Here is a 13,725-nt window from a genome sequence, read left to right on the forward strand (position 1 = left end):
GCCCGGCTGAATTCAAGATTCGATGTCGAATCCGCTTCTCGAGTTACCTCGTGATCAAAATTTGGCTTTTTGAACAACCTCTAAAAGGAGATATGAACTTTATGATTCGTAAATTAACTATTTTGTGTGTTGCCCTGGTCTGTACAACCGTGTTATCGGCTAGTGCATTTGCTGCCACAGATGAGTTGAAGCATACCAACTCTTTGAAGTGGCCTCAAAATCAAGCGCTTCCAACTTTCAATAAAGTAGAACGTTTGGATGTGGCGAATGTATATGAGGAATCTGGCGATATCAAATTGCTTTTGACGACGCTTGAAGGGGTAATCAATCGAGAAAAGCCGCGAATCTACATTCAACAGAATAAAGTAGACCCTTGGCTGCAGGACTTAAACGTCCCTTATAAGCAGCATGACAACGTAATGGATGTTTTCAATAAATATGCGAAAGAGATCAAAGGCATTATCGTATATGATCCGCAGCTGCCGGACTCCATTAACGTGGCCACGACACTAGCCGGGCTCAAAAATGCTGTTGTTGCCAGTCCTGAATTGGCTCAACAATTGACTGCTGCACCGTATCACCTTTCGGTAATCGAAGACTTGCAGGGCAAGTTCAAGAATCGTATGGATGCATACAACTGGCAGTATGAGCATCTCTGGAGCCAGTCCACTCAACGAATGTTGGTCGGATTGAGTCCAAACACCTCCATCCCGATTCCGTCCGGAAATTTTGATTCATTCCAAACGGTTGGAGTGGAGAAGGAACAGATTCGTGATGCAAGTAACAGGAAGACCTATGACTATGACTTGTCATCCTATTTGGGAAAAGAAGCGGTCTACCTCCGCTTTAATGATGCCTTTCCTCAGGATGGCTGGGGACCTGCCGTTCATCAAGTGACGGTGAAAGCAGATGGACAGATTATTGCGGATTTCAAAACGGGTTCTACTGAGGAAGAAGCGTTTCTCTATGACCGACATAACTCCAAATTTTTGCCTGGAAGCGATCACCGCTTCGCAGATAATGGAAACTACTTTGTATACGAATTTAAGCCTACAGCGGACACAAAGCAACTAACTGTATCGATCGAGATGTGGAACCAATACAAGGTATCTGCGAGCAATGTTCAACCACTCTCGTCTGAAGAAAAGGAACCTTATGGCTATCTCCGCGATTATGCTGTAGCGAACAAAGCCATGGTGTTCTGGTTGTCTACCAGTGTGCCAGAGGAAAAAGCGCTATTTGAGAAGATTCTGTCTGATGTAAAGCCAGGGACACCTTATCTGGGTTGGTTCGATAATGATTTTGAAGGCGAAGTTGCTGGCATAGAACTCACATCTCGTCATGGTGTCTATGTTGTTCCTTCCGACTGGTTCCATAACATGACCGTATTTTCAGGAACAAACGTAAAACAACAGCCTGCTCCCAAACCGATAAAATCCAAGCTGGAGAACAAAATCTATGTAACCTATACCTTTGGCGAAGGTGACAACCTGCAATACGATCAGAATCATATGCGCAACCTGTGGGCTGATCCCGCTCGGGGTAAAGTGCCTATCAACTGGACTTCCAGTCCGTTGCTCTACGATGCAGCGCCTGCCATTCTAAACTATTACCGTTCAACCGCGACGCCAAATGATCAGCTTGTTGCAGGCCCATCCGGAGTGGGTTATTTCAATCCAAATGTCTGGCCAACAGACACATTCCCGGCGTATCTGAAACAAACCTTCTCATATCTGAAGAAAACTAACATGTCGTACCCTTTTGTACTCAATCGTGAACTTGGAAAAGACGTTCCGCTGAGTGATTCGATTGCAGCTGCGTATGAGAAGAACTATAAACTTCCAGGCCTGTTCCTCGCAGGCGAGGACAAAGCCAATGTTCAGATCATGAATGGCAGCCTTCCGGTTTCCATTCTGCGAGGCATCTCAACGGTGCAGGATGGTAAAGATATTTTGAATCGTACCAAGACCGAATGGGATGGCAAATCTCCAACGTTTATTTCGGTTGGGATTAATGCATGGAGCATGACCCCATCGGATGTGCTGGCGATTACGGATTCTCTTGGAGCCGAGTTCCAGGTCGTTAAGGCGGACGAATATTTCTCACTGATCCGAAAAGCGTACGGCTTGTCCAAGTAGGATGACAAAGTGAGCTTAAGGAGCTTTGATCCGTCTTCAAAGCAATCGGAAGCTCGAATCTGGCAAAGCGATCTATAGATATTCAAATATCATTCGGCCAATAAAAGACCTGCCGGATCCTTGCGGATCAGGCGGGTCTTTAGCTTGTGAATACGTTTATTATGGTAGAATTAATGAATGGATTATGTCCAAGGACAATGTACAATGACACATCAAAACTACGCCCATGGGATTACAGGAAGGAAAGAATCAGATGTATCTAAAAGCATTTGACTTAGACTTACCATATATTGCGAATGATGAAAGCATTGAATCTATAATGAAAACACAAATATGTGAGTACAACGAGGCAACAAAATTAGATTATGAATTGAATTGGAAATGGAAAAGACGTTCATTTAGATTGGAAACTCGCTGTATTACAGCAATGTTTGAACGTTTATTCGGGAAATACAAAACGAAAGATTGTTGGAAAGTCCTAATAGAATGTGTAGAAAATATTTCGGACGAAAGAATTGTTAATGATTCAGGTGTTTGTTCGGCGCCAATCCAATTTAATTTGAATGACTTTCGTGCAAAACATGAGTTGGAGAAAAAAAAGGTTACGCTTCGACTACTCATGGACGGGATCGAGAAACTTGCTCTACGTAATGGTTGGAATATTGATCTATTTAGAGAAATAGCATTACAGATAGAAGAGTTAGGTTATGTAAATGAATGGACTTGGAAAAAAACAGTAAGGAGTTCTAATATGAAGTACACTGCTAAAGTTATATGCCATCATAATGTAGAAAGCATGGATATATTCATATCTATTCTACAACGAGATGGTAAGCAAGTGCTTTTAAAAAAGGTCATATCAGAACAACCAGATGAATTTGCTTATACTAAGCATTTAGGCGAACTTAAATGGGAATCTGATTTTGAAGTTGCTTTAATCAATAAAAAGGCAAATGAAAAGTATTTGGTAGCCATAGAACACTAATTATATTGTCGTTAGAAATAAATTGTATAAGGACAATATGCTCACTTGATGGAAAAGGACATATCAACAATTTAACAAAGCAAAATGTACCAACACCTCATGTTAAAAATAAATCAATACCTGGGGGAGTTAGTCTATAAAGAAAAGATGAAATTCCGCAGAAGAGGTAGAGATGATGAACACATTAAAATGGCTTCAAAACTGGTATCTTGAAAACTGTAATGGTGATTGGGAGCATTCATACGGTGTTAAAATTGATACTGTGGATAATCCCGGTTGGTCTGTCAAAATCGATTTAATAGGTACTTTTTTAGAGGATGTTCCTTTTGATATGATCGAAGAAGAGAGAAATGAAGAAGATTGGTTCTACTGTATCGTGAGTGATAGAGTCTTTCACGGTGCAGGAGGAGCAACAAATTTGGAAGAAGTACTAGACTGCTTTAAAAATTGGGTTTCGAGTTTAGAGATAAGTTAATTTTTACACCTATGCGATGAATCGACAGTTTGTTATTCGATATCACAATTTAAGGGAAACAAATCGTTGGATATTTCTTTGAAGGTAGTACGGCTCATAAACTAATCGATTTTTTTACATTGAGAATAACGATAAAGAAGGGATTTCGCGTAAAAGTTTTTTTCAAGTCATACTTTTATTTAGAAATCAGCACGAAAGGGATCAGTTTATTGTTCATGTGCAGCGGAATGAAAGTGACTTTAAAGATAAGCTTTGCTCTCTAAGCGAAGATTATTCAGCGCTTGGAACACATTGTTGAGCATATGAAAACACCAAAAAGTAGCTAATCAACTATTACTATCTATTTTTTATCATATCTCCGAAATTGGTAATTAAGAAAAAGTATGTGTTAACTTTTCCCATCAGTTAACACTTATTTTATGTTCACATTGTCATGGACAACTGAAGAATAAGTAAGGAGCCGTGCTGTAACACGACTCCAGTGTACATTAACTACATTAAGAGCAGTCGGCCGCTAGGTGGTCGTCGGAATAGACTGTTAGCTTAGGGTGGACGGTCTATTTCTTTTCATGTAAGCAAGAAGCACCAAAATTAAAATACCGAAAAGGAACAGTAATGAAAGTGTGTCTTTGCCTCAATGCTTGGATTTATGGTTATTTCGTGATTGGACTTGCTTTTTTACCCATAATGTAAATTCCAATCCAGCCTAGCAATAAGAAGATCTGAACCAGAGCAACCAGCCACAACACTTCCGTATAACCGCCTATAATGCAAAATATAGTATTGACTAGGGGGAACCCTACGAAAGTAAACATGATAGGAAAATCTTTTTTGGGAGTGATTGAATAATTAACCTTCCGGTCCCAAAACTTTATAAAAGCTAATGCTAAAATTCCGATTGTAATTACAGAAAGTGTAATCAACATCACCTATTGCATATTAGAGGTTCTTTCGAAGAACGGCCCCATATAATTAAGGAAGTTAGATAAAGGTGAGAACATACAGGCTAATGACAGAATGGCCGCCAGAAACGGATAGATATAACCAATTGATTTACTGTAGCCTTTCTTTTTATGCCACCATTCTCCAATTAGAATAAAGACGGTCCAATATCCTGCTATATAAATCCATCCTGTAAAATTCATCACAGGTTCCCCATAGATTTGAGGCTCACCGGCTAGCGGATAATAAGTCCATCTTGCCATGAGTCCATCTGTAGTCTGAAATATCTGTTTAACAGCCACCGGGTCGAGTGAAAAGTCAAAAACCATAGCGCTCAATCCCGTAATAAATGGTTTAGTCCAGGACGGTATATTTACAGACTTTAGAACACGCAAAGTTGAATAAATGATCAGAAACTCAATAATAGGGACAGTAATCGGTATATTAAATAACATTAAAATACTCCGCCCATAGGCGTAAAAGCCTTCCCCAAGCGATGAAGCAGTAATTTCAAAAACGGCTGCGTAAAAAAACACAAAACCTATAAACTGCAGTAGAACCGTTTTAGGATGCGTTTCCTTATCCAGGATATAGAAAACCATTAGAACAGCAGCAATTAAGACTATAAGATCTTGAATTATCCATACAGGTACTACAGTTATATCGCCCATATTTTATCTCCATTTCAGTTTAAAACTAGAATTGAACGTTCAAATAAATTATAATTTCACTATGTTACTTAAACAACAGGCTGTTCGATTGAGATATGTTAGTTATCATACAAGCCACCTTAGATTTGTTCATTATTTTAAATTAGGAGGATATTATGGCAGACAAAAAAACAGATCACAGAGTGAGATACACAAAAATGGTTATCAAAGAAAGCCTGTTGAAGCTGTTGAAAGAACGGTCTATCAATAAAGTTACAGTGACCGACATTTGCAGAGAAGCAGGGATTAATCGCAACACCTTTTATACACACTATGCTAATCAGTTTGAGCTTCTTTCAACGATTGAAAATGATCTTTACGAAGACATTAAGCAGGTTGGGATGAGTTCTTCCAACCCTCAAACGCTATCTTATGAATTATGTAAGTACATAAAAGCGAATAAAACGATATGTGAGGTTCTGTTCTCAGAGCACGGCGATAAAGAATTATTAGAACGAATCCTCTATATCAGTCACGATTTAACTATTGAACGATGGAAGACGGAATTAAAATATTTTGATCCACAATTATTTGAGTCCTGGTATACGTTCACCGCTCATGGCAGTATAGCTATTATTAAAAAGTGGGTGAGTAGTGGTCTGAAGGAAAGCCCGAGTAAAATTGCTGCTTTTATTGATAAAGCTACGGAATCCGTATCTAAAGCTTTTTATTCTGAAGAATTGTAGGATTTCCCCGCTTCTCACCAAAAAGCCCGGCAGCTTCTACGCAGTATGAGTGTTGAAACTCACGCCGGCAAGGTGTGCGGTATTGTATTCGTAGGTCATATCAAAGGAATTATTTATAAGTTTCCTACATCGCGAAATAAATAAACGATAAGACTTTTTTCTCTGAGCAAGAAAACAAACTAGACTTAAAGAAATAGCTAATGAAGATAAGGTTTCAACTTCATTACGAGCAGCAATCAAACGTGATCTAAAAAATGACTTCCATTTTGCCAATAAATATTCTTAAATAATGCTGATCATGCTGTATTAGAAGTGGATATACCGAGGGACAAGAACATATTCCCATTGAAGTCGCTATCGAAGCGGCTTTTTTTATTTTATCGTTGCAAGTTCGTGTCCCGAGCCAAGGACAAGAACTTGCAACGATTGTCGTGTCAAGGAAAGATGAGTTGCACGGGAATAATGGCGTACTTAGGAGAATAAGTATCTTCCATCTGTTCACGTAACAGCTTGACTGCTGTTCGTGCCATTTCCTGTTCATCCTGCTGCACATAAGCTACGCCAGAAAGATGTGGATTATCGAAAGATAGCAAATCGATATTGGAGTGATCGTTCAGACGAAGGATAGCGGTCGATGTAAGGCGTGCTGATTCTTCAGTCAAGGAGAAGGCTGCCGAAATTCCACTGTGGTTCAGCAAGAATTCGCTTACATATTCCAATGCATGCTCGCTGCGTAGAATGCTGAGAGGGATGTGACACCACAAGCTCTTGTCAATCGAGATACCTTGAGCTGTATATGCTAGAAACAACAAGATTTGAAGAGACGGATGAGCCTTTGCCTTGTACGCGTATAATTAATCCTTCGTCAGCGAGTTTTCTCGAATTTGTTTGTAGAGCGCCAGCTTTTTCAAAGAGTAGCATCTCCCCATAAACTTTATGATTTTATAATCAAATGGTTATATAACGCTTATTTCATATATATATTAATACGGCATATGAAGCGCTTACAGTACGGAGTCTAAGAAATTGTTGCGAAGGGGTCTTTTCTTTGAAAGGTTAGAATTATGTTAAGGATGGTGGTGCCAAGATGGATTGTAACCGCTTAAATCAACAGAACTAACTAGTCAGCCGACTTTTCAAATGCATAACAAAAAGAGAGGATGACGAACAAATGAAAAAACGCAGTGCTTTAATCTCCATCGTTACACTCCTTATTATGTCACTTGTTTTTACTGCATGTGGTAATCCTTCTGGTTCAAAAACGGAAACACGTCAATTAGGCGCTAATGCCGGTGAGAATGCAACAGAATTATCATTTTGGACATTCGTAGATTTGCACGGCAAGCATTTGGATAAAATGCTGGGGTTATGGAACCAACAGAACCCAGACAAACAGATTAAGTTAAATGTGACGGTTATGCCTTACGATGATATGCATAACAAGCTTTTACTGGCAGTTACAAGCGGAAAAGGTGCTCCTGATATCGCGGATATTGAGCTAGGTAAATTCCCGAAATTCTTGGAAGGTGACAACGTTCCCCTGGAATCTTTGAATGATGTATATGCACCATACAAAGACGCTGTTGTTCCTTCACGTGTCGAGATTTACTCCAAAGCCGATCAGGTTTATGGCTTTGATTATCACGTAGGTGCTACGCTTGCTTTCTACAACACTGAAATTCTCGAACAAGCAGGTGTTGACTACAAGAAAATCATAACGTGGGAAGATTACAAACAAGCAGGTATCCAGGTTTACGAAAAGACTGGCAAGTACTTAGGTACTGCTGATACGTCAGCTTCGTTCCAAGCATCGCTGCTACTAGCTCAGCAAAATGCTGATTTTACAGATGAAAATGGTAATCCAAAAGTGAATTCGCCTGAAATGATTAAAGCGTTTGAAATGTTAGTCGATCTGCAGAAGAACAATGTTATTCATACGATCCCTGGCGGACAACCCGACACAGAAGAAGCAAAAGGCGAATATAACAAAGGCAACTACGCAAGTGCATTAATGCCTGAGTGGTACATGTCCCGCTTTGTAAACGAAATGAAAGACCTTAAAGGGAAGTATGCAATAGCTCCATTGCCTGTATTCGAAGAAGGTAACCCTCGTTCCGTTGGCTTAGGCGGTACTGGCACAGTTGTTACTAAAAATGGTAAAGACGTTCAGTTGGCAAAAGAATTTGTAGCCTTTGCTAAGCTTTCGAAAGAAGCTACGACTGAAATTTGGAATACACTTGGATTTGACCCAATCAACATGGAAGTATGGAAAGATGATGCCGTAACGAAAAATCCTGAAAATGAATACGTCCAATACTTTAAAACAAATGCATTTGATACTTTGAATGAAATCAAGGACGAAATTCAAGCGATAAAGTCCGTTAAAGCTTCACCAACCATCGGCAATATATTCAATACGGTTACTTTGAACGCGATCTTTGAAGATGGCCAAGACGTGAAAGAAGCGTTGGATGAAGCACAAGCAGCCATTGAACAAGAATTGAAATAAATATAATACGTAAATGATTTGGTTAAACCTGTTGGCAGGTATAGTGGTCGGCAGGTTTAACCATAGTCAAGGGAGATTGAGAATATGATAAAGAAATTTGTATACTCTCAAAAAGTTGCACCTTATGTTTTTGTATTGCCATTTATACTCATATTTTTGATGTTCTGGTTTTTCCCGCTTGTAAATTCATTCATAATGAGTTTTCAAGATCGGATGTTGGGGCAGGATCCTAAATGGATTGGTGAAGCAAATTATTCGAAATTGCTTACAGATAAAGTGTTTTTGATATCGATTAAAAATAGCGTTGTGTACATGTTAGGAACCTTAGTGCTGTTAATTCCCTTTCCCATGTTATTCGCCGTTATGATCAACAGTAAGTTAATGATGGGAAGAGAGTTTTTTAAATCTTCGTTCTTTCTCCCTGCATTGACATCTGTCGCAGTTGCGGGTACCATTTTCCGCCTGACATTCGGTGAAATGGAAGGTTCATTAATGAACAGTTTCCTGGGTCTATTTGGTGTAGAACCTATTAAATTTTTGAAAGACGGAAATTGGAGTATGGCAGCACTGTTAATCCTCGCATGTTGGAGATGGACAGGCGTTAATATGCTTTACTATCTATCGGGTTTGAAGAGCATTGACAATGAATATTATGAGGCTGCTTCAATTGACGGTGCATCTGCTTGGCAGAAGTTTAGAATGATCACAATGCCATTAATGAAGCCGACCACGGTATATGTTACCACAATTAGTGTTTATGCTGGTTTAGCCATGTTTACCGAGAGTCTGATGATGTTCAACGGTAACAAATCACCCCAAAATATTGGCTTAACCATTGTTGGATATCTGTATAGACAAGGGATTGAGCAGAATAAGCTGGGTTACGCAGCTGCAGTTGGTATCATTCTGTTAGTCATTGCGATGGTTATCAATTTAACACAGTTGAAATTTAGTGGAATGTTCAAAAAGGAGGAGGATTAAAGTGGGCAGAAGTCAGACGAGGAGTGATTTCATCTCTAGAATAGTAATTATTGGTTTATTCATTATACTATTCGTTATAATTATGATCCCATTCTACGCAGTGGCCCTATCTTCCTTTAAACCAGGTGAATCATTAGTTAGATATGGTCTTAACCTAAGTTTGGATTTTGAAATCATGAGTTTTGATAATTTCATCTTTCTGTTTACTGGAGAACATGATTATTTTGTGTGGTTTTGGAATAGTATGATTCTAACAATTGTTCAAGTGGTTTTAACACTTTTTGTAAGCGCATTTGTTGCTTATGGTTTTGCAGCATATGATTTTAAAGGCAAGAACTTCCTCTTTATATGTGTTTTGCTCATTATGATGGTGCCTTTTGAAATACTGCTGGTTCCTTTGTATAGCCTAATTAATGATTTGGGAATGGTGAATAGCTATTCGGCAATCATTTTGCCAGGTATAGCCAATGCCGCGACAATATTTTTCTTCAGGCAATATCTAAGAAGCATACCCAAAGAGATTATTCAATCTGGGCGAGTTGATGGGGCAAACGAGTATGCAATTTATTTCAGGCTAATTATGCCGATTATGAAGCCATCCTTGGCGGCAATGGCCATTCTGAATGGGATGAATAGCTGGAATAATCTGTTGTGGCCATTCATGGTGTTAGGAGATCAGAGTAAGTATACACTTCCAATCGGTTTGAAAACGTTATTAACTCCCTATGGCAATAACTATGATCTATTGATCGTGGGCTCTTTCTTCTCCATCATTCCAATTTTTATACTGTTCATTGCTTTCCAGAAATACTTCATAGACGGTATGACTGCAGGTGCTGTTAAAGGGTAGTAATATTATGATGAAACAGGTGATAAGATGGAAATCCAACAACGAGCGAAAGTGAACGAAGGCGCGGCATTTCTTCGCAAGGGTAATATATCTATTAGTAAGGATGTAAGCAATCGGATTGAATTGTGCAGATATTTATAGAAGGAAAGGGATGAAATATTTGTTTACTTAGATACGTATTGTGTCTTATAATCCCCATAAAGATACATTTCGTATCTTTGAAATTTGTATCACGCAAGTAATGTAAGGGTGCTCGCATCTTGGTTCCGGTTTTGTAGAAAGGAGGAGACGACCGCTGGAAACGAAAAAAACGCCTTGGCAGGCACCGAAATTAGAGGTTCTGGATGTGCGACAGCAAACGATGGCTGGCCGTGGATACAAGCAAATTGATTGGATCTCCGAACATGATGCAGACCTATATAATCCAGCGTCCTCAAGTTGAAAATCGTATTCTTGCTCAAAAGGTCGCCTGTGGGCGGCTTTTTCGATGCTCAGATGAGGTGTATCCGCCTCCTGTTGATGTAACATTAGTTCGAATAGATTGCGAAATCATTACGCCGCTCGACAAACATTGTCCAATTGAGGCCTTCACGAAAAAATGATTTCTATACATAAGCGATTTCAACAAAATATAGTGATGCATCATCGTAAACGGCTCTTCTTTTGTCAGCTTCAAATGGACGGGGGAGAAGGAGTCAAAAAAATACTCTTCTCTAAATACGATTGAATTGTGCATGATCAGATTCCCTTCGCTTCGTAAGTCATTCAATTGGATTCGTTTGTTATGTTAGAACAGGTTTTACACCATTCATAGCGTTGTGAGAGGGGAGTGATGCTTTTGAATACTTCTAAACAAATGATGCCTCATAATTCTAATGATCGTTTTAGTAAACTAGGAATTTATAGCGTCCAAAGTGTCTTTATTATTCTGTTCTTGCTGTTAACCCCTGTCTACTATTTGAACAAATGGGACTTTAAACGTCACAAAAAGCGGAAACCTTTCTACACCAGTAAATTGGTTCGATTGCAAGAGCGCTATCCGATTTTCTACGAATTGGCCATGTACGTTCAAAATTTCCCTATTCCTCGTAATGTCTACAAAATTTTACCCCCTTTAAAGGGCGATGTTCTTCAGGTGGGCTGTGGTACAGGTTTATTGAACAAGTATCTTCGCAAGCAGAAGGATGTTCGTTTTCTCAACATGGATCCGAATTTAAATGCCCTAAAATTTGGAAAGAAGTGGGGAAGGTTTAATTCTTATATCCATGCTTTCATTGATAAGCCAACTTCTTTACCTGATCATAGCTGCGATATGATTTTGTTTGCACGAAGCTTTCATCACATTCGCTATCACAAAAAAGCCTTCATCGAGAGCTGCAGACTGTTACGTGACGGTGGATCTATCATTATTGCGGACCCGGTTGTTCTCAAGTCTCTTTCAGGTTCTGTAACAGACCGTGGTTATATGGCGAACTCTTCGATTGATGGTGTAATTTGGAGATTTACCAAAGAAACATTAATTACTCACATAGAGCGCTGTCTTCCTCCTGAATTAAAGATAGAATCCGTAACCGAAACGAGACAAGTGCATGTAACGAATTATAATTTATTTGTACCTCAGACAGATATCGTAGTGGTACTGCGAAAAAGGGAGGCTGTATACAATGACAACTAAATTTATTTATGGTGTTTGAAATCTGCAGCATTATTTAATGCTTATCCGTTGCTAGAGGTACCTGCTGGTGTTTTTTAGACGGAAGTTAATGACGTAGGGAGGCAGCACTAAGAAATAGTTGCCGTTCCGAACCAGGCTGTTATTTCATGTGAGGAATCACATATACGCTGCATGCAGGGTATCGTCAGAGCTAACTGCTTCCTTATTTAAACGATACATAATGCTTGAAAAGCTATGATTGCGCTTAGGCTGGTGCCCTATATACTTTAATATTTATACTAAAACCTCCACTGTAGTGGAGGTTTTTCGTGTTGTCTTAAGAAATAGAGAGAATCAGTCATTCCGCAAAATTGATACGCATGAATTTTCTTAGGCCAAGTCGTCCCCATTGCTTTCAATTACTTTCTTATACCAGTTAAAACTTTTCTTTCTTGTTCTATTCAATGTTCCTTTTCCTTCATTATCCCGATCTACGTAAATGAATCCGTATCTTTTCTTCAGTTCTCCTGTTCCGGCGCTAACGATATCAATCGGTCCCCAATAGGTATAGCCCATGAGTTCTACACCATCTACAACGGCTTCTTTCAATTCTTCGATATGAGCTCTTACATAGTCAATGCGATAATCGTCATTGATTTCACCGTTCTCGATTTCGTCATTTGTTCCCAAACCGTTTTCCACAATGAAGAGTGGCTTCTGATAACGGTCATATAATTCATTACATACATAACGAAGACCTTTGGAGTCAATCTGCCAACCCCAGGGTGTAGCCTCCAAGTATGGATTCGGCGTTCCTGCTATTCCTCCCGTGTGTCCCAAGATTCGAGTTCCGGCTTTGTGTGTAGTTGATCGATAATAACTAAAACCTAAATAGTCCGCTGGATATTGTTTAATTAGATCCAGATCACTGTCTTCCATCTTGATTTGAACATCATGTTCATCCCAAATACGATAAATATAACTTGGATACGTTCCCCGAAGAAGAACATCACCAAAGAATAGGGCACGTCTTCGTACTTCGTAGGTTTCGAATACATCATCAGGGTGGCATGTATTTGGATAAATCGCACTAAGTGCTAACATAGCCCCCATTTGAGAACCAGGGATGATGTCATGACATAATTTCGTTGCTAATGCACTTGCTACAAAACAATTGTGACTTGCTTGATAGATAGCCTGAAGTCGATTCTCATTTTCTTCAATCAAGATTGCTCCCGCGGCTATGGGGCTTGTGTAGATGTTATTGATTTCATTGAAACCCATCCAATATTTCACTTTATTCTTGTAGCGATTAAATATCGTTTCACAATAACGAATATAGAAATCGATCAGTTTACGGTTTTTCCAGCCGCCATATTCTTTGACTAAATGCCAAGGGGTTTCAAAGTGAGAAATGGTCACAACCGGCTCGATTCCATACTTCAATAATTCACCGAATAGATTGTCATAGAATTCCAAACCCTTTTCATTTGGATTCGGTTCGTCTCCTTTTGGAAAGATACGGCTCCAGGCAATAGAGGTACGAAATGTTTTAAACCCCATTTCCGCGAACATAGCCACATCTTCCTTGTAGTGATGATAGAAGCCAATCCCTTCATGATAAAGGTTCAGGTCGGTACTATCCTCTTTAAGCTCCGCGAGAAGCCCATTTGGCATTAAATCAACAATAGATAAGCCCTTGCCATTTTCAAGATGAGCACCTTCAGTTTGGTTGGCGGCAATCGCACCTCCCCATAGGAATCCTTGTGGAAATGATTTATTTCTTTGATTCATT

The 13,725-nt window shown here is 39.4% G+C and carries 12 protein-coding genes; 9 read left to right on the forward strand and 3 right to left on the reverse strand.

The genetic code is table 11. The annotated features are described in order from the left end of the window. Positions 1–101: 101 nt before the first annotated feature. The 3 genes from MKX40_RS16385 to MKX40_RS16395 all read left to right on the forward strand — a co-directional run bounded on the left by MKX40_RS16385 (position 102) and on the right by MKX40_RS16395 (position 3,598). The gene (locus MKX40_RS16385) at positions 102–2,138 is read left to right on the forward strand and encodes a GxGYxYP domain-containing protein (RefSeq protein ID WP_339234022.1); all 2,037 of its coding nucleotides are present in this window, start codon (positions 102–104) and stop codon (positions 2,136–2,138) included. A gap of 253 nt (positions 2,139–2,391) precedes the next feature. Then, positions 2,392–3,123, forward strand: coding sequence for a hypothetical protein (locus MKX40_RS16390; protein ID WP_339234025.1), 732 nt, complete (start codon positions 2,392–2,394; stop codon positions 3,121–3,123). A gap of 172 nt (positions 3,124–3,295) precedes the next feature. Then, entirely contained in the window at positions 3,296–3,598 is a 303-nt protein-coding gene (locus MKX40_RS16395) for an immunity 53 family protein (RefSeq protein WP_339234028.1), read from the forward strand. Between the two features lie 929 nt (positions 3,599–4,527). Here MKX40_RS16395 and MKX40_RS16400 read toward each other — a convergent pair. After that, positions 4,528–5,211, reverse strand: coding sequence for a carotenoid biosynthesis protein (locus MKX40_RS16400; RefSeq protein WP_339234031.1), 684 nt, complete (start codon positions 5,209–5,211; stop codon positions 4,528–4,530). Positions 5,212–5,366: 155 nt separating this feature from the next. Between MKX40_RS16400 and MKX40_RS16405 the strand changes: the two genes are divergently transcribed. Further along, complete coding sequence (locus tag MKX40_RS16405) at positions 5,367–5,936, forward strand: TetR/AcrR family transcriptional regulator (RefSeq protein ID WP_339234034.1); 570 nt, start codon at positions 5,367–5,369, stop codon at positions 5,934–5,936. Between the two features lie 434 nt (positions 5,937–6,370). Here MKX40_RS16405 and MKX40_RS16410 read toward each other — a convergent pair whose 3' ends face one another. After that, a complete protein-coding gene (locus MKX40_RS16410) occupies positions 6,371–6,598 on the reverse strand; it encodes a hypothetical protein (protein ID WP_339234036.1) in 228 nt (75 codons plus the stop codon). A gap of 509 nt (positions 6,599–7,107) precedes the next feature. Here MKX40_RS16410 and MKX40_RS16415 point away from each other — a divergent pair. The 5 genes from MKX40_RS16415 (at position 7,108) to MKX40_RS16435 (ending at position 11,951) form a co-directional block, all read left to right on the forward strand. Further along, positions 7,108–8,445, forward strand: coding sequence for an extracellular solute-binding protein (locus MKX40_RS16415; RefSeq protein ID WP_339234038.1), 1,338 nt, complete (start codon positions 7,108–7,110; stop codon positions 8,443–8,445). An 84-nt stretch (positions 8,446–8,529) separates the two neighbouring features. After that, positions 8,530–9,426, forward strand: coding sequence for a sugar ABC transporter permease (locus MKX40_RS16420; RefSeq protein ID WP_339234040.1), 897 nt, complete (start codon positions 8,530–8,532; stop codon positions 9,424–9,426). A 1-nt stretch (position 9,427) separates the two neighbouring features. After that, a complete protein-coding gene (locus tag MKX40_RS16425) occupies positions 9,428–10,276 on the forward strand; it encodes a carbohydrate ABC transporter permease (RefSeq protein WP_339234042.1) in 849 nt (282 codons plus the stop codon). Positions 10,277–10,571: 295 nt separating this feature from the next. After that, positions 10,572–10,718: a paeninodin family lasso peptide gene (locus MKX40_RS16430; protein WP_278299214.1), complete on the forward strand. Its 147-nt coding sequence runs from the start codon at positions 10,572–10,574 to the stop codon at positions 10,716–10,718. Positions 10,719–11,114: 396 nt separating this feature from the next. Then, complete coding sequence (locus MKX40_RS16435; RefSeq protein ID WP_339234044.1) at positions 11,115–11,951, forward strand: class I SAM-dependent methyltransferase; 837 nt, start codon at positions 11,115–11,117, stop codon at positions 11,949–11,951. Positions 11,952–12,320: 369 nt separating this feature from the next. Here MKX40_RS16435 and MKX40_RS16440 read toward each other — a convergent pair whose 3' ends face one another. Beyond that, entirely contained in the window at positions 12,321–13,724 is a 1,404-nt protein-coding gene (locus MKX40_RS16440) for a family 1 glycosylhydrolase (protein WP_339234046.1), read from the reverse strand. Between the last annotated feature and the right edge of the window lies 1 nt (position 13,725).

The sequence above is a fragment of the Paenibacillus sp. FSL R5-0517 genome, assembly GCF_037974355.1.
Classification (GTDB): Bacteria; Bacillota; Bacilli; order Paenibacillales; family Paenibacillaceae; genus Paenibacillus.

What these genes read in the sequence shown, in the direction of transcription:
- MKX40_RS16440 (WP_339234046.1), bottom strand. Translation starts at nt 13,724, where the DNA reads ATGAATCAAAGAAATAAATCATTTCCACAAGGATTCCTATGGGGAGGT.
- MKX40_RS16420 (WP_339234040.1), top strand. Translation starts at nt 8,530, where the DNA reads ATGATAAAGAAATTTGTATACTCTCAAAAAGTTGCACCTTATGTTTTT.
- MKX40_RS16395 (WP_339234028.1), top strand. Translation starts at nt 3,296, where the DNA reads ATGATGAACACATTAAAATGGCTTCAAAACTGGTATCTTGAAAACTGT.
- MKX40_RS16390 (WP_339234025.1), top strand. Translation starts at nt 2,392, where the DNA reads ATGTATCTAAAAGCATTTGACTTAGACTTACCATATATTGCGAATGAT.
- MKX40_RS16385 (WP_339234022.1), top strand. Translation starts at nt 102, where the DNA reads ATGATTCGTAAATTAACTATTTTGTGTGTTGCCCTGGTCTGTACAACC.
- MKX40_RS16415 (WP_339234038.1), top strand. Translation starts at nt 7,108, where the DNA reads ATGAAAAAACGCAGTGCTTTAATCTCCATCGTTACACTCCTTATTATG.
- MKX40_RS16400 (WP_339234031.1), bottom strand. Translation starts at nt 5,211, where the DNA reads ATGGGCGATATAACTGTAGTACCTGTATGGATAATTCAAGATCTTATA.
- MKX40_RS16405 (WP_339234034.1), top strand. Translation starts at nt 5,367, where the DNA reads ATGGCAGACAAAAAAACAGATCACAGAGTGAGATACACAAAAATGGTT.